The organism is Algiphilus sp. (assembly GCF_965216485.1).
Taxonomy (GTDB): domain Bacteria; phylum Pseudomonadota; class Gammaproteobacteria; order Nevskiales; family Nevskiaceae; genus Algiphilus.
On the sequence record NZ_OZ244162.1, the window covers coordinates 3,299,388 to 3,318,189 of the forward strand.

The 18,802-nt window shown below is 66.7% G+C and carries 19 protein-coding genes; 12 read left to right on the forward strand and 7 right to left on the reverse strand.

All coding sequences use genetic code 11. The features are described 5' to 3' along the window. Position 1: 1 nt before the first annotated feature. On the reverse strand, positions 2–1,006 hold the full coding sequence (gene bioB, locus ACOOFO_RS15205) for a biotin synthase BioB (protein ID WP_420427596.1): 1,005 nt from the start codon (positions 1,004–1,006) through the stop codon (positions 2–4). A gap of 122 nt (positions 1,007–1,128) precedes the next feature. Between bioB and ACOOFO_RS15210 the strand changes: the two genes are divergently transcribed. Further along, positions 1,129–1,830, forward strand: coding sequence for a ComF family protein (locus ACOOFO_RS15210; RefSeq protein WP_420427597.1), 702 nt, complete (start codon positions 1,129–1,131; stop codon positions 1,828–1,830). 96 nt (positions 1,831–1,926) lie between these two features. Beyond that, positions 1,927–2,658 (forward strand): DUF3047 domain-containing protein, encoded by a 732-nt coding sequence (locus ACOOFO_RS15215; protein ID WP_420427598.1) that lies wholly within the window; start codon positions 1,927–1,929, stop codon positions 2,656–2,658. Between the two features lie 29 nt (positions 2,659–2,687). Here ACOOFO_RS15215 and ACOOFO_RS15220 read toward each other — a convergent pair whose 3' ends face one another. Further along, positions 2,688–4,235 (reverse strand): FAD-binding domain-containing protein, encoded by a 1,548-nt coding sequence (locus ACOOFO_RS15220; protein WP_420427599.1) that lies wholly within the window; start codon positions 4,233–4,235, stop codon positions 2,688–2,690. Between the two features lie 39 nt (positions 4,236–4,274). Here ACOOFO_RS15220 and ACOOFO_RS15225 point away from each other — a divergent pair, with 39 nt between their 5' ends. Genes ACOOFO_RS15225 through ACOOFO_RS15235 form a run of 3 tightly spaced genes read left to right on the forward strand, consistent with a single transcriptional unit; the run spans position 4,275 to position 6,886 of the window. Next, entirely contained in the window at positions 4,275–4,877 is a 603-nt protein-coding gene (locus ACOOFO_RS15225; RefSeq protein WP_420427600.1) for a pyridoxamine 5'-phosphate oxidase family protein, read from the forward strand. 24 nt (positions 4,878–4,901) lie between these two features. Then, the gene (locus ACOOFO_RS15230; RefSeq protein WP_420427601.1) at positions 4,902–6,236 is read left to right on the forward strand and encodes a dihydroorotase; all 1,335 of its coding nucleotides are present in this window, start codon (positions 4,902–4,904) and stop codon (positions 6,234–6,236) included. A gap of 53 nt (positions 6,237–6,289) precedes the next feature. After that, on the forward strand, positions 6,290–6,886 hold the full coding sequence (locus tag ACOOFO_RS15235; RefSeq protein WP_420427602.1) for a DNA-3-methyladenine glycosylase I: 597 nt from the start codon (positions 6,290–6,292) through the stop codon (positions 6,884–6,886). Here ACOOFO_RS15235 and ACOOFO_RS15240 read toward each other — a convergent pair. Next, positions 6,883–8,250 carry a DUF445 family protein gene (locus ACOOFO_RS15240; protein ID WP_420427603.1) on the reverse strand — a complete coding sequence of 456 codons (1,368 nt, stop codon included), beginning with the start codon at positions 8,248–8,250 and terminating at the stop codon, positions 6,883–6,885. The two genes, ACOOFO_RS15235 and ACOOFO_RS15240, sit on opposite strands and share 4 nt — an antisense overlap. A gap of 181 nt (positions 8,251–8,431) precedes the next feature. On the opposite strand from ACOOFO_RS15240, the gene ACOOFO_RS15245 reads away from it, so the two are divergent. Continuing rightward, positions 8,432–8,854: a PGPGW domain-containing protein gene (locus ACOOFO_RS15245; protein WP_420427604.1), complete on the forward strand. Its 423-nt coding sequence runs from the start codon at positions 8,432–8,434 to the stop codon at positions 8,852–8,854. Here ACOOFO_RS15245 and ACOOFO_RS15250 read toward each other — a convergent pair. Next, positions 8,851–9,270 (reverse strand): DUF6713 family protein, encoded by a 420-nt coding sequence (locus ACOOFO_RS15250; RefSeq protein WP_420427605.1) that lies wholly within the window; start codon positions 9,268–9,270, stop codon positions 8,851–8,853. The two genes, ACOOFO_RS15245 and ACOOFO_RS15250, sit on opposite strands and share 4 nt — an antisense overlap. A gap of 141 nt (positions 9,271–9,411) precedes the next feature. On the opposite strand from ACOOFO_RS15250, the gene ACOOFO_RS15255 reads away from it, so the two are divergent. Further along, a complete protein-coding gene (locus tag ACOOFO_RS15255) occupies positions 9,412–10,230 on the forward strand; it encodes a helix-turn-helix domain-containing protein (protein ID WP_420427606.1) in 819 nt (272 codons plus the stop codon). Here ACOOFO_RS15255 and cysS read toward each other — a convergent pair. Continuing rightward, on the reverse strand, positions 10,195–11,562 hold the full coding sequence (gene cysS, locus ACOOFO_RS15260) for a cysteine--tRNA ligase (RefSeq protein ID WP_420427607.1): 1,368 nt from the start codon (positions 11,560–11,562) through the stop codon (positions 10,195–10,197). The genes ACOOFO_RS15255 and cysS overlap by 36 nt on opposite strands. 204 nt (positions 11,563–11,766) lie before the next feature. On the opposite strand from cysS, the gene ACOOFO_RS15265 reads away from it, so the two are divergent. The 4 genes from ACOOFO_RS15265 to ACOOFO_RS15280 all read left to right on the forward strand — a co-directional run bounded on the left by ACOOFO_RS15265 (position 11,767) and on the right by ACOOFO_RS15280 (position 13,876). Next, positions 11,767–12,246, forward strand: coding sequence for a DUF2231 domain-containing protein (locus ACOOFO_RS15265; protein ID WP_420427608.1), 480 nt, complete (start codon positions 11,767–11,769; stop codon positions 12,244–12,246). Positions 12,247–12,328: 82 nt separating this feature from the next. Continuing rightward, a complete protein-coding gene (locus tag ACOOFO_RS15270) occupies positions 12,329–13,048 on the forward strand; it encodes an SIR2 family NAD-dependent protein deacylase (protein ID WP_420427609.1) in 720 nt (239 codons plus the stop codon). Positions 13,049–13,079: 31 nt separating this feature from the next. Next, positions 13,080–13,550 carry a flavodoxin family protein gene (locus ACOOFO_RS15275; protein WP_420427610.1) on the forward strand — a complete coding sequence of 157 codons (471 nt, stop codon included), beginning with the start codon at positions 13,080–13,082 and terminating at the stop codon, positions 13,548–13,550. Positions 13,551–13,555: 5 nt separating this feature from the next. Next, complete coding sequence (locus tag ACOOFO_RS15280) at positions 13,556–13,876, forward strand: heavy-metal-associated domain-containing protein (protein WP_420427611.1); 321 nt, start codon at positions 13,556–13,558, stop codon at positions 13,874–13,876. Positions 13,877–13,883: 7 nt separating this feature from the next. Here the strand turns inward: ACOOFO_RS15280 and ACOOFO_RS15285 are convergent, their stop codons facing one another. Next, positions 13,884–16,031, reverse strand: a complete 2,148-nt coding sequence (locus ACOOFO_RS15285) for an acetyl-CoA hydrolase/transferase C-terminal domain-containing protein (RefSeq protein ID WP_420427612.1) — start codon at positions 16,029–16,031, stop codon at positions 13,884–13,886. A gap of 67 nt (positions 16,032–16,098) precedes the next feature. Here ACOOFO_RS15285 and pdxH point away from each other — a divergent pair, with 67 nt between their 5' ends. Beyond that, the gene (gene pdxH, locus ACOOFO_RS15290) at positions 16,099–16,719 is read left to right on the forward strand and encodes a pyridoxamine 5'-phosphate oxidase (RefSeq protein ID WP_420427613.1); all 621 of its coding nucleotides are present in this window, start codon (positions 16,099–16,101) and stop codon (positions 16,717–16,719) included. 7 nt (positions 16,720–16,726) lie between these two features. Here the strand turns inward: pdxH and ACOOFO_RS15295 are convergent, their stop codons facing one another. Continuing rightward, positions 16,727–18,712, reverse strand: coding sequence for an EAL domain-containing protein (locus tag ACOOFO_RS15295; protein ID WP_420427614.1), 1,986 nt, complete (start codon positions 18,710–18,712; stop codon positions 16,727–16,729). Positions 18,713–18,802: the final 90 nt, after the last annotated feature.

Sequence of the window (18,802 nt, forward strand, 5' to 3'; positions counted from 1 at the left end):
ATCAGGCTGCCTCGGGTTGGCAGGTCTTGGCGGTATGCACAGCTCCCTCGGCTCCCGCCTCGGCCGTGATGCCCAGTCGCGCAAACAGCGCGCGATCGTGCGCGTTCTGCGGATTCTCGGTGGTCAGCAGACGCTCGCCGTAGAAGATGGAATTGGCGCCAGCCAGGAAGCAAAGCGCCTGCAATTCGTCGTTCATCGCTTCGCGACCAGCAGAGAGGCGCACGTGGGATGCGGGCATGAGAATGCGGGCTACCGCGATGGTCCGTACGAATTCGAAGGGGTCCACCGGCGGCAGACCGTCCACCGGGGTTCCGGGCACCTGCACCAGATTGTTGATCGGTACCGACTCCGGATGCGGCTGCAGGCGGGCGAGCTGTTCGAGCAGCCCGGCGCGGTCATCGCGCGTCTCTCCCATGCCGACAATGCCGCCGCAGCAGACCTTCATGCCGGCGTGGCGCACGGCCTCCAGCGTCTGCAGGCGGTCGTCGTAGGTGCGGGTGGTGATTACCTCGCCGTAGTACTCCGGCGAGGTATCAAGATTGTGGTTGTAATAATCCAGGCCGCCTTCGGCGAGCTCCTGGGCCTGATGCGTGGTCAGCATGCCCGCCGTGAGGCAGGTTTCCAGCCCCATCTCGCGTACGCCGCCGATCATGGCCTTGAGCTTGGGGATGTCGCGATCCTTCGGCGAACGCCAGGCCGCGCCCATGCAGAAGCGGGTCGCACCATCCTTCTTGGCCGCGCGCGCCGCCGCCAGTACGTCTTCCACCTCCATCAGGGCTTCGCGCTCCAGGCCCGTCTCGTAGCGGATCGACTGCGGGCAGTACTTGCAATCCTCCGGGCAGGCGCCGGTCTTGATGGACAGGAGCTGCGACAGCTGCACCGTGTTCGCGTCGAAGAACTGGCGGTGCACGCGCTGCGCTTCGAACAGCAGATCGTTGAAGGGTTGCTCGAAGAGCGCGACGATCTGCTCGCGGCTCCAATCGTGACGGACGGTGACGGACGACATGCGAAAACTCCCCCACTGTGGCGCAGCGCGCCAATGGCTGAATGGGTGCCGCGGTAAAGACGCGCGGCGCTCGCACGCAGTCTTGTCGCGGCAACCCATGCTGTCAACCTGCGAACGGGTGAATGGTTGACGGGGGCGCCCTGCGGCCGGGCTGGTGGGTGGGCGCAGACCGCTGCCTGCAGTGCCACGCGCCGGTATCCAGCGCCGGCCTGTGCGCGGGCTGCGTGGCCGCCCTGCCTTGGAACGTGCCGGCCTGCTGGCACTGCGCCGAAGTCCTTTCCGATCACGCGGCCCAACGCTGTCCCAGCTGCCTACGGCGCCCTCCGCCCTGGCACGGCGCCTGGTGCGCCCTGCGCTTCGAGGCACAGATCGTGCGCTGGGTTCATGCCCTCAAGTACCACGCCGACCTCAGCGCAGCGCGGCGACTGGCGCTGCTGCACGCCCTCTATCTCCAGCAACATCGTGCGCCGCCACCGGAACTGCTGATCCCGATGCCGCTGTTCCCCGCACGACTGCGCCAGCGCGGCTTCAATCAGGCGCAGCTGCTCGCCGATACCTTGGGGCGCGCACTGATGCTGCGCGCCGCACCCGCTGCCGCCCGACGCCTGCGCGACACTGCCGACCAGACCGAACTCTCGGCGAAGGAACGCCGACGCAACCTGCGCGGCGCCTTCGATGCCGATCCGCAGCAGGTGGCAGGCCGCCATGTCGCCATTGTTGACGATGTGCTCACCACCGGCGCCAGCTGCCATGCACTCAGCCAGGCATTGCACAAAGCCGGTGCGCGCCGCATCGACGTATGGTGTGTGGCACGTACACCGTGAATGGATGCATTGCGGTCCGGCGCTTTTTCTCCCCTCCGGAGTCTCAGCGATTGCGTCGCCGCAATGGCCCCTTCACGACGCCGTCAAGGAGACCCAATGAACCCCAACCGCACCGCACGCAAGCCCTGTCGACCGCCGTCGGCGTGCCCGCAGCGGGCACAGCGTGCGCCCTCGCGGCGCATGCCCACGCTGCTCGCATTGCTGGTGTTGCTCTTCGGCAACGATGTGGTCACCGCGCAGCCAACGGCCGCGCGCTATTCGCCGCAGCAGATCCTGCAATGGGAGACAGTGAGTTTCAGTGGCACCACCGACTACAGGCTGGTGGAACGTGACGGCCAACCTGCCGTGCACGCCGACTGCAATGGCCAGAGTGGCTCGGGCCTGGCCCTGCGCACGCCCATCGATCTCACCGAGACGCCCATCGTGGAGTGGCGCTGGCGCGTCGATCAGGTCTACCAAGGCCTCGACCCGCATCGCAAGGACGGCGACGACTACCCGGCGCGGCTCTACGTGGTCGACGAACACAGCTTCCTGCGCTGGCGCACGCGTGCCATCAACTATGTGTGGGCGAACCGCCAGACGATCGGCAGCGACTGGCCGAATCCTTTCACCGACAAGGCCCATATGGTAGCGGTGAACTCGGGCGCGCCTGCCACCGGCGAAGATGGCTGGCAGACAGTGCGGCGCAATATCCGGCGCGACTTCGAGCGCTACTTCGATCGTTCCCTGGATGAGATCACGGCGGTGGCGATCATGACCGACTGTGACAACGCCGGCCAGAAGGCCGAGGCCTGGTACGGTGAGATCCGATTCCTGCCCGCCGACTAAGGCCATGACCGACTGCGTGTGAACAGGCCCTAGGACTCCAGCCCCCAGTCGAAGGCCTGCTGCGTGGCCGGAGCCTCGCTGGCCCGCTTGCGCGGGCTGGGCCCGCCGCACTGCCGCATCCCGGAGCGGCGGCTGCCATGCCGTTCCTGGATGGCATCGGCCTCCTCGCGGTAGCCGGCCTGCTTGCGTACCTGCCAGATCTGCTGCCGCGCCCGACGCGCCGCTGTCAGATGGTCCACGACCGGGTCCGGATACTCTGCCGCGCCATGGCGTCGGCGCAGTGCCGCCGACAAGGTCCATGGTTCATGCACCGCCTCGCCGGGTATGCCTGCCAGTTCCGGTACCCACTGCCGGATGAACTGCCCGTCGGGGTCATGATCGCGCCCCTGTTTCACCGGGTTGTAGATGCGCGGCGTGTTGATGCCCGTCGTCCCCGACTGCATCTGCATCTGGCTGTAGTGGATCCCGGGCTCGTAGTCGGTGAACTGTCGCGCCAGAAACAGTGCAGGCGCGCGCCAATGCAGCCACAGGTGGTAGCTCGATACCGCAACCAGCATGGCGCGCATGCGGAAGTTCAGCCAGCCCGTGTTGTGCAGATAGCGCATGCAGGCGTCCACGAACGGCAAGCCCGTACGCCCCGTCTGCCACGCCTCCAGCAGCGCAGGATTGTGGCCTTCGGGGCGCAGGTCGTCGTAGGCGGAATGCAGATTGTCGAATTCCAGGCGGGGCTCGGATTCCAGCTTCTGGATGAAGTGGCAGTGCCAGTGCAGGCGCCCCAGAAAGGACTGCAAGGCGCGACGGTGGCCACCGCATTGCGCCGGGTCCAGCGCGCTGCGCGCCGCACGCGTGGCCTGTACCACTTCGCGCATCGACAGCGCCCCCCAGGCCAGATGCGGCGACAGCCGCGAACAGCTGGTCTCCGCGCTGATCGGGCTCGACATGCTGCTGTGATAGTCGCGGCCGCGCGTCTCGAGGAAGCTGTGCAGGCAAGCTTCCGCCTGGGCGCGGCCGCCGCGCTGTTCTCTATTTGGCGCCACCGGCGGCATCTGCGCGCACGCCGCATCCAGGGTGTGCTCGGCGGGTGTAGCGACCACCACAGGGAGCTGCGCTGGCGGCGTGGAGATCGTTTGCGCCATCTGCGCTTCCCAGGCGCGCGACCAGCCCGTGCGCTGCGTGAGCCCACGCTGCACGCCGTGGAGGGGGCATTCGGTCCAGGGAACTGCGTGGTCCCGACACCAGGCCGCGACCGCGCGATCCCGCGCGAAGGTCCAGCCGTTGCCGGTTTCCTGATGGCTCCACAGCGCGAAGCGACCCCACGCGCGATGCAGATCGCCGAGCACGGAGACGATATCGCCACGATGCACCACGAGCCCCTGGCCGCGCTGCTGCAGCGCATGATCCAGGCTGCGCAGGCAGTCGACGATGAAGGACCAGTGCCGTGCCGACATATCGGGCTGGCGCCAGAGCTCGGGCTCCACGACATAGAGCGGCAGCACCGGCCCGCAGGACGCAGCCCGTGTAAGCGGAGCGTGGTCTTCGACACGGAGGTCGCGCTTGAACCAGACGACTTGCAACATCGTTCTAGACTACGGCCCGTCTTCAACCAAGAGTGGGTCGTGGAAGCTTCGTTCTACAACGATCTGGATGCGAGCTGGGCGCACGCCTGGCAACTGCTGGTGCGCGGCGTCAATGATCGGCGTCACGGCTTCCATACCATCCAGGTCGCCACGCTGGGCCGCGATGGCACACCGCAGCTGCGCTCCGTCATCCTGCGCGCGGTGGACCCGCAGGGCGCCACCCTGCGTTTCCATACCGATGCGCGCGCCGAGAAGGTCGCGGAAATGGAGGCGCAGCCCACAGTCGCGCTCCACGCCTATGACGCCCGCGCCAAATTGCAGCTCCGCATCAAGGGCGAGGCCCAGTTGCACGCCAGTGACGCCTTGACCGAGCAGGCGTGGGCTGAATCCCGCCCCATGAGCCGCACCTGCTATCGCATGCAACCCGGCCCAGGGACGCTCTTGCATGCCCCGGATGCCTATCTGCCCGGCAGTGAGGTTGACGTACCCCCTGGCGCAACAGATGCTGGCTACGCGCAGTTTCGCGCAGTCGTGGTGCAGATCACGCAACTGGAATGGCTCTATCTTGCCGCGGCGGGTCATCGCCGGGCCCGATGGACGCGTCAAGGCGCGCAGTGGTCCGGACAGTGGCTTGCACCGTGATGCGCATGGCCTGGGGAGAGGCGCATGAAGAGCTTGATCCGCAATGCCCGTATCGTCACTGATGGACGCATTCAGGAAGGCGATGTCCTGATCGATGGCGAACGCATCGCGCGTGTGGGCGGTGCGCTGGGCAGCGAAGGCGTCAACCGGGAGATCGACGCCCACGGACGCCTGCTGTTGCCCGGCATGATCGACGATCAGGTGCATTTCCGCGAGCCGGGCATGACCCACAAGGGCAATCTGATCACCGAATCGGCCGCCGCCGTGGCGGGCGGTGTCACCAGCTTCATGGATCTGCCCAACACCGTTCCGCATGCCACCGACCGCGCGGCGCTGGCGGACAAGTACGACCGCGCAAGCGGCCGGGCGCGCGCCAACTACGCCTTCTACCTCGGCGCCGACAACGACAACACCGAGGAGATCAAGGCGCTGGCGCCCGACGAGGCCTGCGGCGTCATGGCCTTCATGGGGCCGTCGACGAGCGGCATGGTGATCGACGACCCCGCTGCCCTGGAGGCCCTGTTCGCCCACTACGGCGGCGTCATCGCCACCCATTGCGAACACGGACCTACCATCCAGCAGCACGAGGCGCACTTTGTGCAGCGCTACGGCGAGGACATCCCCTTCGACGCGCATCCGCTGATCCGTTCGGCACAGGCCTGCTACAAGGCCACCGAGCAGGCGATGGCCTTGGCGCGCAGCCACGGCAGCCGACTGCATGTGCTGCATCTCAGCACCGCGCGAGAGCTCGACCTCTTCGCCGCAGGCCCCGTGGAGGGCAAGCAGATCACGGCCGAGGTCTGCGTACACCACCTCTGGTTCAGCGACCAGGACTACGAGGCCCAAGGGGCGCGCATCAAATGCAACCCGGCCATCAAGACCGAAGCCGATCGCAGCGCGTTGCGCGCAGCCCTGGCCGACGGCCGCATTGACATCGTCGCCACCGGTCACGCACCGCATACCCTGGAGGAAAAGATCCAGCCCTATCGCAAGGCCGCCGCCGGTCTGCCGATGGCGCAACACGCCCTGCTTGTCATCCTTGAGCTGGTGCGCGAGGGGGTGATGGATCTGCCCACCGCGGTCGCCCGCGCGAGCCACGCCCCGGCCGCCCGCTTCGGCATCGTGGACCGCGGCCATATCCGCGAAGGCGCCTTTGCCGACCTCGTGCTGGTCAACCCGGACCATCACACCGATGTCTGCGCCGATCATCTGGTCTACAAATGCGGCTGGTCGCCGCTGGAGGGCACCAGCTTCAGTCACCACATCGACGCCACTTTCGTCAACGGCATCCAGGTCTGGGATGGCCGGGATGTCGCGGAGCGCGCCGTAGGCCAGCGCCTGCAATTTCACCGTGCCTAGCCGGCATCGCCGCGTGTGCGGCCGGTGCATGGATGGCATCAGGGAGTCAGCGTATGTCTGGGGATGTATCGCGTTGCGACTGGGCGCTGAACAGCGCCATCGAGACTGCCTACCACGATCACGAGTGGGGCGTTCCCAAGCGGGACGAGCACAGCCTGTTCGAATTCCTGATTCTGGAAGGGGCGCAGGCAGGGCTGTCGTGGCGCACCATCCTCGCCAAGCGCGATCACTTCCGGGCCGCCTTCGATGGCTTCGATGCGGAACGCATGGCGCGCTATGACGACCGCGACCGGGCGCGCCTGATGGCCGATGCGGGCATCGTACGTAACCGCCTGAAGATCGACGCCGCCATCGGCAATGCCCGCGCCTATCTCGAGCTGCGCGCCGCCGTGGGCGGCCTGTCACCCTTTCTGTGGGATTTCGTGGACGGGAAGCCCATCATCAATCACTGGCAGCACATGGCGGAGGTGCCCGCACAGACCGCGCTGTCGGACCGCATCAGCAAGGCCCTCAAGCAACGCGGCTTCCGCTTTGTAGGCAGCACGATCGTCTATGCCTATCTGCAGGCCGCCGGCCTGATCAACGACCACCTCGTGCACTGTTTTCGCCACGCGCCGCTGTGCGCGGACGAGGCAACGGTGCCGCGCTAGCGCGTCGAGGCCGCGTCGCGTCGCGACTCCAGCCGGTCCATGCGGTATTCGTTGATGCGGTACGCCAGCCAGACAACGAGGACGCCGAGGCCGATGGGCACGGCGAACAGGATGTGCACCTGCACAGCACCGGCAATGAGTCCGAGACAGCCCCCCAGCACCTGGATGATGGTGAGATTGCCGCCGGTATTGTCGAGCACCATCTTCTCGAGCTCGTCGGTGTCGAGCTTCATGACCTGCTGCTCCACCAGCTCGGTGACATTGAGCTGCTGCACCGCGCGTTCGATGGCGGCGCGGACGTAGGTGCGGCCGATGGGCGAATCCAGCATCAGCAGCGCGCGCGCCTTGAGCCACTGCAGGATGCGGATGAGCACGTCTTCGATCTGCTGCCAGTTCTCCGCCGTGTTGAGGTAGTCGCCGATCTGACTGGTCATCGCTGGCAGCAGGTGACGGCGCGAAAGATTGCTGACCGTTTCGATCCAGCTTTCCAATTCCGCCTGCAACTGGGCCTGCTTTTCCTCGGACGCGAGATCGAGCTGCACCGAGGCCATGATGGCGTCGAGCAACCGCAAGCCCTCGGTTGCCAGGCTCTGATCCTCGACGAAGCGCTTAAGCCAGCTCTCGATGGCCTCTTCGTCCAGCGACAGCAGATTCTTCAGGCCGAGACCGATGCGGCCGACGCCGCGATGCTGATGCAGATAGTGCTCGATGGCGTGATCGACCCAGGTGGCGATATGGGGCAGCCGTTCGCTGAGCATCTGGCGGATGACCCGCGCCACCATTTCGCGGTTCTCGCTGTCTTCGGCAAATTCGCTGAGCGCGGCACGGATGCGTTGCCAGTAGGCCTCCACCGCCTGCGGATTGCGCGCCAGCCCTTTCGCGGCTTCCTCGCCCAGATCAAAGGAAGCGGTGAGCAACTCCGGGCCGCGCTCGTTCATCAGGCGCACCAGCAGGGCCGTGATTTCGCGCCGGACCTCGGGCTTCTGCAGATTGGCATCCACCCAGTCCGCCAGCGCCTGCGTACTGACTTCGATCAGGCGCTTCTCGGAGATATAGGCGAGCACGATGTCTGGCGAGAGCAATTGCTGCTGCACGCTTTCGCCCAGACTGCGCGCGATATTGGCCTGATTCTTCGGCACCAGGCCGCGCCAGCCCAGCACCTGACCGCGCTTGGGCTGGAACAGCATCTTGATGGCCAGGAAATTAGTGAAGTAGCCCACACAGCCGGCCACGCACACAACAAAGCCGGAGCGAAGCCAGCCCTGCGCGCCGGCATACCAGTAGTCAAGGGCACCGAAAACCAAGGTGGCGAGCAGCAGAACCGTGCGGAAATTGCGGTCCCAGGCGGTCACGTCGCGCGTCATGCACTCTCCTGTTCCCCGATGAATTGGCTCGCCTTCGCATGGTGGGACACCAGCGGCGCAGGCGGTGATCAAGCCAAGCCTAATCTCTGGCGCGGCATACTGCCGCGCATGCACGACACGCCCTTCATGCCAAAGCACTCGGCCTCATCACCACAAAGGCCTGCGAGCCGCGACAAGCACCATGATGGTTGAGTGGCTCGTTGCCTGGGCGGATACCCACTCCACCCTGCTCTGGTGGCTGGCCGCGGCCTCCGTGCTGATGTTCGTCGGCTCCCTGATCGTGGTGCCTTGGGTCGTCGTGCGCATCCCGCACGACTACTTCGCCCACAGCCGGCGTCCCGAACGCCCGCGGCAGCAGTGGCCGCTGCTGCTGCGTCTGGCCTATGCGCTGCTCAAGAATGTGGTGGGCGCGGTACTCATCGCCGCGGGCATCGCCATGCTCGTGCTGCCCGGGCAGGGGCTGATCACCCTGTTCATCGGTCTCATGCTGCTCGACTTTCCGGGCAAATTCCGGTTGGAGCGCCGCATCGTCAGTTATTCCAGCGTACTGCGCGCGATGAACTGGCTTCGGGCACGACGCGGTGTCCCACCACTGCGGCTCTAAGCGCCCATGGCCTGCACCCGCCGCTGCCGCCAGATCAGCGCGAGGTAGAGCAGACCGCAGAGCGCAGCACCGCCGATGAGGCCGTTCGAGAGCCAGCCGGCGAAGTGATAGTGCGGATGCCCCTGGAAAGCGGCGTGCAAGCCGGCGTGCACCACCAGAAAGGCGCTGACGCCGACCTTGGTGTAGCGACGCACCTGCTCCGAAGTCGCCGCGATGCCGAAGAACAGCAACACAAACATCGGCACATGCATCAGCACGAAGACCGGATAGGCAACCGATTCCGGCAGAAAGCTGGTCACCGGCAATACCCGCCATTCCGCGTGCAGGACGGCGTCGAGTTCGTGGCAGAGGATAAGCGAGAAGCCGGTGTAGCAGACCAGGTCGGACAGGAAGGAAGCGGAGGAGGATTGCGACATGGCGGGTGCGCCTCATCGGGAGTGAACGGGCAGTCTTTCCCGCACGCATCATGGTGGCAATGTCCTGTCAGGTCATAGCCTTCAGCCCGCCCTTGGGCGATGCTTGGGCCATCTCCGGCTTTTTGGGCGACGCGCCAGACCATGACCTTTGCCGATGCGCTGCGCCACGAACGCACCCGCGCTGGGCTTCCCCAGTTGCGTCTGGCCCTGGAGGCGCGCACCTCGCAGCGCCACATCAGCCGCCTGGAAAGCGGCCACGTCCGCCCCAGCCAGGCCATGGTGCTGCGTCTTGCACAGGCCCTGCATCTGTCGCTGCGTCGGCGCAATCACCTGCTGGAGGCGGCGGGCTTTGCTCCGCGCTTTCGCGCCGACGCGCTGGACAGCGCGGACATGGCTGCGCTGCGCGACGCAGTGCAACTGCTGCTCGACCACACGGCGCCCAATCCGGCGCTGGCGGCGGACCGGCACTGGAATCTGTATCAGGCCAATACGCCCATGCACCGCTTGTTCGCTGCCCTCGACCCGGAGCTCGCGGGAGGAGCCGCCGCCGGGCCGCGCAATCTGATGCAATGGATCTGGCAACCCGAGGGCCTGCGGCGCTGCTGTCGCAACTGGTCGGAGATCGCCCCGTGGATCTGGCGTCAGCTCAGCGACGACGCGGCCGAGGCCGGCAGCGCCACATTGGACGCGCTGCTGGCGCGCCACGCCTGTGAGGTGGACGTTCCCGGCATGCAGGTTGACGGCGCGCCGATGCCGGCCATGCTACCCCTGGTGCTGGAGATCGGTGGCAGCGAACTGCGCCTGCTCAGCCTGATTGCGCGTTTCGGCAGCCCAAGCAGCGCCACCGCGGAAGAACTGCGCATCGAAACCTTCATTCCGGCCGACGCGGACAGCCGGCAACGGCTGGAGGCGCTGCTCGATGCGTCAGCCGGCCATACGCCAGCGGGTGCCCTGGGCTGAGTCCTCGATGGTCACGCCCAGCGCGGTCAGCTCGTCGCGGATACGGTCGGCCTCGGCGAAATCCTTCTGACGACGCGCCTCGGCGCGGGCCGCGATCAGGGCCTCCACCTGCTCCGCGCTGACGCCGTCGGCGTCACTGCCGGAGAACCACTGCGCGGGGGTGGACTGCAGCAGCCCGATCAGATCACTGGCCGCCAGCAGCTGCCCCTTCAGCCGGGCGCGCTCGGCGTCGTCGTCGGCCTTGTTCAGGGCGCGCGCCAGTTCGAACAGCTCGGCCAGGGCGGCGGCGGTGTTCAGATCATCCTCCAGCGCCCTGACAAAGGCTTCGGGGGCATCCTCGGCGGCCGCCTCCACCGACTCCACATCGCGCAGCGCGCCATAGAGCCGGTCGAGCTGCTTGCGCGCACGCGGCAGTGTCTCATCGGTCCAGTCCAGCGGCTGGCGGTAGTGGCCGGACAGCAGCGCCAGGCGCACCACCTCGCCGGGGGCTTCATCAAGCAGATCGCGCAGCAACAGCACATTGCCCAGCGACTTGCTCATCTTCTCGCTGTTGACGTTGAGAAAGCCGTTGTGCACCCAATAGCGCACGTACTGGGCGTCATGCGCGCAGGTGCTCTGGGCGCGCTCGTTTTCATGGTGCGGAAAGACCAGATCGTGCCCGCCACCGTGGATATCGATGGTCTCGCCCAGCAGCGTCGCAGACATCGCCGAGCATTCGATATGCCAGCCGGGACGGCCCCGCCCCCATGGCGATTCCCAACCCGGCTGCTCCGGCGCGGACGGCTTCCATAGCACGAAATCCGCCGGATCCTTCTTGTAGGGTGCAACCTCGACGCGCGCGCCCGCCACCATCTCGCGACGGTCCCGATGCGACAGTGCGCCGTAGTCCGCAAAGCTGGTCACATTGAACAGCACGTGGCCTTCGGCCGCGTAGGCGTGCCCCTTGTCGACCAGGCGCTGGATCATCGCGATGATGTCGGGCAGATGCTGCGTCACCCGTGGCTCGAAGTCGGGCGGCTGCACCGCCAATGCCGCCAGATCCTCGTGGTAGGCGGCGGCGAAGCGCTGCGTGATGACCTCAATATCGACCCCTTCGGCCGCAGCGGCAGCGTTGATCTTGTCGTCGATGTCGGTGATGTTGCGCACATAGACCACCTTCGCGTAGCGGCGCCGCAGGACGCGTGCCAGCACATCGAAGACCACCGCCGGCCGTGCATTGCCGATGTGCGCAAAGGAGTACACCGTCGGCCCGCAGACATACATCGTCACGCGCTCGGGATCGGCGGGGACAAAGTCTTCCTTGCGGCCAGTCTGGGTGTTGTGCAGTTGCATGAGCGAGGGGGGCGTATCGCGGGGCCGCGAAGGATACCGTTTGCGCGGCCTGGGCAGCTAGTTGCACCACCCGTCACGCGCGGCCTGGATGCCGAGCCCAGTCTGCTCACCGATGCATGCCATCCGCGTTGCACGCTGGCGCGCCGGAATCCGAAGGCCGGCCATAATCCGGACGCAGCTTCCGAACCGCGACCGCCGACCACCATGATCAGCATCCTGCCCAACTGGCATCCCATGACCGTGCACTTCGCGCTGGCACTGCCGATCACCGCGACCCTGCTGCTCAGCCTCGCCCGCGCTGCCTCGGACCGCGCCTTCGCCGCTGGCGCCGTACAGGCTACGAAGTGGACCCTGGGCATCGGCATTGCCGCGCTGTGGGCCTCCATCGGCACCGGCATGCACGCCTATCTCACCGAGGCGATGGATGCCGCCGCTGAACGTGCTGTACGCGTTCACCAGTACTGGGGATGGGGTACCGCTGCCGTGTTCACCATGGCACCGGCGCTGTGGCAGAAGCATCACCCGAAGCGGGTCGGGTGGGCTTTGCTGACGTGCTGCTGGCTGGGCACGGCCAGCGCCAGCGTGACCGGTTGGCTGGGTGCCGAAAACGTCTATCGCCACGGGGTTGGTGTCGAAGCCGTGACGACCGCGGAGGCCGAGCCGCCGGCGAGTGATACGCGCTGAACGGCATCAACCTCGGCGCCATCGATGACAGCCCGATGGCGCCTCTGCGAGGCTTGCCGCGCGATCTGTTGAAATGGCCGACATGACATCCTTCGCACTGCACGACTACGACCGCGTCGTGTTCTTCACCGGCGCCGGCGTCTCGGCCGAATCGGGCGTTCCGACCTACCGCGGCTACGGTGGCATCTGGGCGCAGTACCGACCCGAAGAGGTCGCATCGGAAGCGGCTTTTCAGAGCGACCCGGAGACCGTGCTCGCCTTTCATGAAACCCGCCGGCGCCACGTCGCAAGCTGCCATCCCAATCCGGCGCACCGGCATATCGCCGCCTGGCAGCGGCGTCACGCGGGCATCACTGTGGTCACGCAGAACACCGATGGCCTGCACGCCCGCGCCGGCAGCGAAGGGGTGATCGAGCTGCACGGCAGCCTGTGGCGGATGCGCTGCCGCCAGCACGGTGCCATGGAGGATGTCAGTACGGGCCCATATCGCCAGCGTCATTGCCCGCATTGCGGGCAGCCCATGCGCCCGGACATCACCTGGTTTGGCGACCCGGTGGACCGCCACGCCTTCGAAGCGGCAGGACGCGCTGTGCAGCAGGCGGCGCTCTTCGTGGCCATTGGCACCTCGGCCATGGTGTGGCCGGCAGCGGGCTTCATCGAGCACGCCCTGCACGCAGGCGCCACCATGGTGGAGGTGAACACCGAGGCCACGGAGGCCTCCCGCTGCTTCGCGCACTGCCTGCGCGCCCCTGCGAGCCACGCCATTCCGGCGGCCTTTCCACTGCCCGAGGATGCCGATTGACAGCAGCCAGCCCGCGCGTGAGGCTGCGGGCATGTCCGACACCAAACAATTGCTGATCGTGGCCCATGCGCCCTCGCCCAACACGCAGCGCATGCTGGAGGCGGTGCAGCAGGGCGCCGCGCACGAGGACATCGAGCATGTGGCTGCCCGCCATGTCCCGCCGCTGGAGGCCACACCGGAAGACGTGCTGAATGCCGACGGCATCCTGCTCGGTACCACCGAGAACCTGGGCTATATGAGCGGCGCGCTGAAGGATTTCTTCGACCGCATCTACTACCCCTGCCTGGAAGCGACCCAGGGGCGTCCCTATGCCCTCTATGTCCGTGCCGGCAATGACGGCACAGGCACCTGCCGCGCGGTGGAAACCATCGTCACAGGCCTGCGCTGGAAGGCGGTACAGGACCCGCTCGTCTGTCGTGGCAGCTTCCAGGACGCCTTTCTGGACCAATGCCGGGAACTGGGCCTGTACATGGCCGCGGGCCTGGACGGCGATATCTTCTGATCACCATGATCCCACCGCATGTCGCTCTGCAACTCGTCGCTTCGCTGCTCACCGGCGCAGCCGCGGTAGAGGAGGCGCCGAATACGGCCATTGAGGAGCATGTCTTTGTGGTGTCCGGCATGAACTGCCCGGTCTGCCCGCATATGGCGCGCCATGCCCTGGGGCGCCTGGAAGGCGTGGAAGCCGTGGCCAGCAGCCCCAACAGCCAACGGGTTGTGGTCCGGGTGCGCGCCGGCGGCGCCAACGGCGCGGCCATGATGCAGGCGCTCGCCGGCGCGGGCTTCCGTGCCCGGGAGGCACTCAGCACCGACGACGGCAAACCCTGAACGTGCTTCAGTGCAGCGCGTAGGCGGCGCGCACCAGCCGTTGCAGCTTGCGTGGCGCCTCCGCTCCATCCAGCCGCATGTGACGCAACGCCTTGGCCACCTCGGGCTCATCGACGGCCGCCGGGCGCAGCAATGCGCGCAGCAGCTGCCAGCGACCGGACCACGTGCCAGCCGCCGCCTTCAGATGCTTCAGGCGACCCGCCAGCGCCAGCTCATCGGCGTTCAGATCGCAACCGAAGGGCAGTCTTGGCAGATACTCGGCTTCGTGCAGCGGTGCCAGCACGCGCGCGATGCCCTCCGGGGTGTTGTGGCGGGCGGAGTCCGGCAGCACGTAATCGGACGGGAGCTTGCCCGCCGATTTGGCGGCCTCGATCAGCGCCGGCTGGCACCGGCTGTCGGCAATGGCGAGCATCGCCTCAATGCATTCGCGGTCTGTCTTGCCGCGCAGATCCGCAACACCGTATTCGGTGACGATGATGTCACGCATATGCCGCGGCACTGTGGTGTGCGGGTACTCCCAGACGATGTTGGATTCGGGCTGCGCGCCGCCACCGCGGCTGGCGCGCAGGCACAGCACGGATCGGCCTTCCGGCAATTGATGGGCGATGCTGACGAAATCGAACTGGCCGCCGACACCGGACACGACCTTGCCGTCGGATAGCTGATCCGAGACCGCCGCCCCGAGCAGCGTGGCCTTCATGGTCAGGTTGATGAAGCGGGGGTGCCGGCGTTGCAGCCGTTCCAGCCGGTAATCGGTGTAGACACGATTGACCTCGGCCACCGACGTCATATTGATGCGCGCGCGATCGGCTTCCGGCAATCGGTGCAGCCGTTGATAGAAATCGCCCGGCCCGATGAAGAAGGCACCGTGCATGGCGATGCCGCCACGCAGCCCTTCTCCTTGCGCCTGGGCATCCAGCGCGGCCCGCACCGCGGGGTCGGACAGATCATTGGCGCAGGTGTCGCCATCCGGCAGGCGCAGCTGCTGGCCATCGCGCTGCAGCCCGGGGTGCGCCAGGCCGTGGCGCTGCATGGCCGCGAGCAGACCGCGGTTCAGTCGCGGCAGACCGTCTTCGGCATGCAGCCGCTCGAACAGACCACGGCCATCCTGGGCCAGCAGGCCTGCCGCGGCCCAGCGCTGAATATCGATGTCGTCGAAGACCTCGCGTCGCACGATGCCGTCCTCGAAGAGCGAGAACAGCGGATTCGAGATGAGCTCGCTGGCCACATACAGCCCCTCGGTGAAGCCACCGCATCCGCCCACCGCCTGTGCCACAGCGTTCCCGCCGAGCTCTGCGATGACCTTGGCGAAGGCTTCCGGCTGCCGGTCGCGTAGACGCAGGGCGTGGCAACAGGCATCGCCAAGACTGCCGATGCCTACCTGCAGCGTGCCACCGTCGCGCACCAGGCTGGCGGCGCGCAGGCCCACGGCCCAGGCGCTGTCGTCCACCGGCTCGTGCGGGACCGCGAAGGGCCGGTGCCCGGGCCCGCCGTCGTCAATGAGCGCGTCGAAGACGCTGTCGTCCACGCGGGCGTCATTGCCCATCCAGGGCAGGCCACGGTTGACCATGCCCACCGCCATCCAGGGCCAGTCCACTGATTGCAGCATGGGCAGCAACTGCAGCGAGACATCCGGGTTGCCGGCCAGGCTGTAGCACGGCGCCCCACCCTCGTCGCGCACCGCCACCGCCTGCACCAGCAGATTGACGCCGCGGCTGACCATGTCGCGGGCAACATGGGTGTAGTTGCTGCTGATGTAGTCCTGCTGCGCCTGCGGATGCTTCAGACGCGCGCCCGACGGCACGTAGAACTCGATGACCCGCACATTGCTCGGCAACTGGTTGGCTTCGAAGTCGCGCAGCCAGCGCATTTCGGGATAGTCGCCCCAGACGCGCTCGATGACCGGCGCCAGAAAGCGCGACTCCAGGGCGCTGCTACCGCGCGGCGGATTGAGCGACAGTGCCGTGATGATGTCCAGCGATAGCGTGGCGTCCTTCTGGGCGCGCGCGTAGAGGGCGTCGAGCAGGGCGTTGGGCTTGCCGATGCCGAGTGGCGTACCGAGCACGATGCGCGACCCCAAGTGTTCCAGGATGGCATCGACGGCGGTTTCCACATCGTTGAATCGCGAAGAGGACATGGTGGGAAACTTGGACATGACGTGCCTCAGTGTAGCGAGGCTCGGGGGCCTCTAGAATGCGGCGCCCAAGCACATGGAAAGCGAGATGGCGCAATACACCCGCAACCCGCCGCTGGATGCCTCCGACCTGGATCGCGACCCGATGCAGCAGCTCGAACATTGGATCGCGGCCGCGCGCGAGGCGGGCATGATCGAGCCTACCGCCATGACGTTGGCAACGGCCTCCGCCCAGGGCGTGCCATCGGCGCGGATCGTGCTGTACAAGGGACAGCACGATGGCGGACCGGTGTTCTACAGCAACTACCAGTCGCACAAGGGCCGGGAACTGCAGGAGAATCCCCACGCCGCGCTGGTGTTCTGGTGGGACAGGCTGGAGCGGCAGGTCCGCATCGAGGGCCGCGTTGAACAGCTGCCACGCGCGATGAGCGAGGCCTACTTCAAGAGTCGCCCTTTCGAATCCCAGGTGTCCGCCGCGGTATCGCGCCAATCGCAGCCGGTGGCATCACGTGACGAACTCGACGAACGCATGCGGGCCGCGGAAGAGCGTGCCCGCGCCGAAGGTATCGAGTGCCCGGACCACTGGGGTGGCTACTGCCTGCGACCGACGGTGGTGGAGTTCTGGCAGGGACGGCATGGCCGCGCCCACGACCGCCTCTGCTACCGATGGACCGATGGCGCGTGGCACATTGAGCGGCTGGAACCTTAGGGGCCGATCACACCGGTTGCGACAGAGACGAGGCCTGGGCATCGCCGCGTTCCCCGTTCAGCCAGTTGCGTAGCTGCTCCGCCGAGATCGCCCGGCTGTAAAGGAAACCTTGGTGCAGATTGCAGCCCAGTTCTCGCAGCAGATCGCGCTGACCGGGGGTTTCCACCCCCTCGACAATCACCTCCAGGTGCAGCACACGCGCCAGGGCGGCGGTCGCCGCGACGATCTCGCGCGAACGGCTGTCGGTCTCCAGTTCGCGCACGAAGGTCCGGTCGATCTTGAGGCCGTCGATGGGCAGCTCCACCAGATGGGACATCGAGGAAAAACCGGTCCCGAAGTCGTCCAGCATCACGCGCACGCCGCGCTCGCGCATGTTCTGCAGTCGCGGCACCAGCTTCTCGAAGCCACGCAGGGCAGCGCGCTCGGTGATCTCCAGCGTCAGGGCACCAAAGGGCACCTGGGACTCCGTAAAGATCTGCGCCAGCCGCGCCAGATGCTCGTCGCGCAATTCGGAGGCCGAAAGATTGAAGGCCATGTTGAGGGGATACCCCTCCTGGTGCAGCGCGTGCACGACATCGCAGGCGTAGCGGAAACAACGCTCGGACGCGGGCAGCAAGAGCTCTGGCGTACTGAGCAGCCCCTCCATGAGTTCATGGGGTAGCGGCCGGACCTCACCATGCTCGTCGCGCATGCGCATCAGCGCTTCGATGTGGCAGGTCCGCGGCGGATCCGTGCTGACGTCCACGACGGGCATGAACCAGAGCACCAGATCTTCACTCTCGAGCTTCTTGCGAATCGCCTGATTCCGCAGCAGGCGACTTCGCAAGGCACCTGCCCCCGCCTCGCTGGCGCGTTCAATGGCCCCCGCACCGCGTGCGGTGGCCGCGTCCAGGGCGGCAGTGGCCTGGCCGAGCGCGCTGTCGACGGTATCGCCGTGCACGGGGAACAGCGCGATGGAGGCCGCGAGTTCCGGGCGCGCCAGTCGTTCGAAGGATTCCTGCTCGTCGAGCTGGGTGCGCATCAGCTCGTCGACGATCTCCGACAGAGCGGCCTCGGCCCCCTTGGCACCACTGGGCACCAGCAGCATCAACACATCCTCGCTGTACAGGGCGATGCAATCCGCCCATTGCGCGGCTGCGTCGTAGACCGCGCGCGAATAGCGGTACAGCACTGCGTTGGCGTGCGCCTCCCCGTACACCGCGCGGATGCCACTGAGATTGATGATGCGCAGCATGATGACGGCGCCGCTGGCGTTGTTGCGCACCCAGAGGCCCAACTGTTGCCGACCGGCACGGCGATTGGGGAGACCGGTCGCCTCATCCGTGTGCAGCAGCTCGGAAAGCTGATGATCGCGCTCTGCCACGCCGTCCAGTGCGCGGCCAATGACATGCAACTCGCGCCGGGCGTGGGCGGACAGCACGCGCTGATCAGGCAGCCCGGATGCCAGTCGGTCCGCGCGTTCGGCGAGCTGTGCCAGTGGCCGCGCCACTTGCCGCTGGAAAGCGCGGTAGGCATAGAGCTGGAGACTGAGAAAACCCGCAAGGAAGAGCACCACGATGCCGAAAACCCGGAAACGTTCCGTGTCGAGCGCATTGCGCCACTGCCCCATATGACGCCCGGTGGCCGCGAGGAAGGCTTCGGTCTGGGTGCGTAATGCGGGGTCGGTACTATCACGCCGGACCACTTCGGACCATTGCTCCAGCAGACGCTCCGCATCGCGCACATGGACACGGAACGCGGGAACCGGGTCGGCGCGGGCGGCTTCGCGCCGTGCCGCCGTCATGCGCCCGGGCACATAGCCGGTGAGCACCTCGCGTTGGACAGCCAAGCGTTCGAAGGCGGCCCGATCCTGCAGGTATCGATCCAGGTGCCAGACATGCCACAGTGCGAAGCTGAGCAGCGCGAGGGCATTCAGGCTGAGAAGAATGGCGACATCCGCGCGCAGCGTGGACCGCCCGCTGCGGCGCCGTTCACGCTGAGGATCCACCTTCATTGCGTCCAATCCCGGATCGTGTCGTCAAGACGTTGTCCGACCGGTCGGTGCAGCGCAGTGCTTGCCATTCATTCAGCCTACAGGCTCGAC

Coding starts and splice junctions, on each gene's coding strand:
- bioB (WP_420427596.1), bottom strand. CDS start 1,006: ATGTCGTCCGTCACCGTCCGTCACGATTGGAGCCGCGAGCAGATCGTC.
- ACOOFO_RS15210 (WP_420427597.1), top strand. CDS start 1,129: ATGGTTGACGGGGGCGCCCTGCGGCCGGGCTGGTGGGTGGGCGCAGAC.
- ACOOFO_RS15215 (WP_420427598.1), top strand. CDS start 1,927: ATGAACCCCAACCGCACCGCACGCAAGCCCTGTCGACCGCCGTCGGCG.
- ACOOFO_RS15220 (WP_420427599.1), bottom strand. CDS start 4,235: ATGTTGCAAGTCGTCTGGTTCAAGCGCGACCTCCGTGTCGAAGACCAC.
- ACOOFO_RS15230 (WP_420427601.1), top strand. CDS start 4,902: ATGAAGAGCTTGATCCGCAATGCCCGTATCGTCACTGATGGACGCATT.
- ACOOFO_RS15235 (WP_420427602.1), top strand. CDS start 6,290: ATGTCTGGGGATGTATCGCGTTGCGACTGGGCGCTGAACAGCGCCATC.
- ACOOFO_RS15240 (WP_420427603.1), bottom strand. CDS start 8,250: ATGACGCGCGACGTGACCGCCTGGGACCGCAATTTCCGCACGGTTCTG.
- ACOOFO_RS15245 (WP_420427604.1), top strand. CDS start 8,432: ATGATGGTTGAGTGGCTCGTTGCCTGGGCGGATACCCACTCCACCCTG.
- ACOOFO_RS15250 (WP_420427605.1), bottom strand. CDS start 9,270: ATGTCGCAATCCTCCTCCGCTTCCTTCCTGTCCGACCTGGTCTGCTAC.
- ACOOFO_RS15255 (WP_420427606.1), top strand. CDS start 9,412: ATGACCTTTGCCGATGCGCTGCGCCACGAACGCACCCGCGCTGGGCTT.
- cysS (WP_420427607.1), bottom strand. CDS start 11,562: ATGCAACTGCACAACACCCAGACTGGCCGCAAGGAAGACTTTGTCCCC.
- ACOOFO_RS15265 (WP_420427608.1), top strand. CDS start 11,767: ATGATCAGCATCCTGCCCAACTGGCATCCCATGACCGTGCACTTCGCG.
- ACOOFO_RS15270 (WP_420427609.1), top strand. CDS start 12,329: ATGACATCCTTCGCACTGCACGACTACGACCGCGTCGTGTTCTTCACC.
- ACOOFO_RS15275 (WP_420427610.1), top strand. CDS start 13,080: ATGTCCGACACCAAACAATTGCTGATCGTGGCCCATGCGCCCTCGCCC.
- ACOOFO_RS15280 (WP_420427611.1), top strand. CDS start 13,556: ATGATCCCACCGCATGTCGCTCTGCAACTCGTCGCTTCGCTGCTCACC.
- ACOOFO_RS15285 (WP_420427612.1), bottom strand. CDS start 16,031: ATGTCCAAGTTTCCCACCATGTCCTCTTCGCGATTCAACGATGTGGAA.
- pdxH (WP_420427613.1), top strand. CDS start 16,099: ATGGCGCAATACACCCGCAACCCGCCGCTGGATGCCTCCGACCTGGAT.
- ACOOFO_RS15295 (WP_420427614.1), bottom strand. CDS start 18,712: ATGAAGGTGGATCCTCAGCGTGAACGGCGCCGCAGCGGGCGGTCCACG.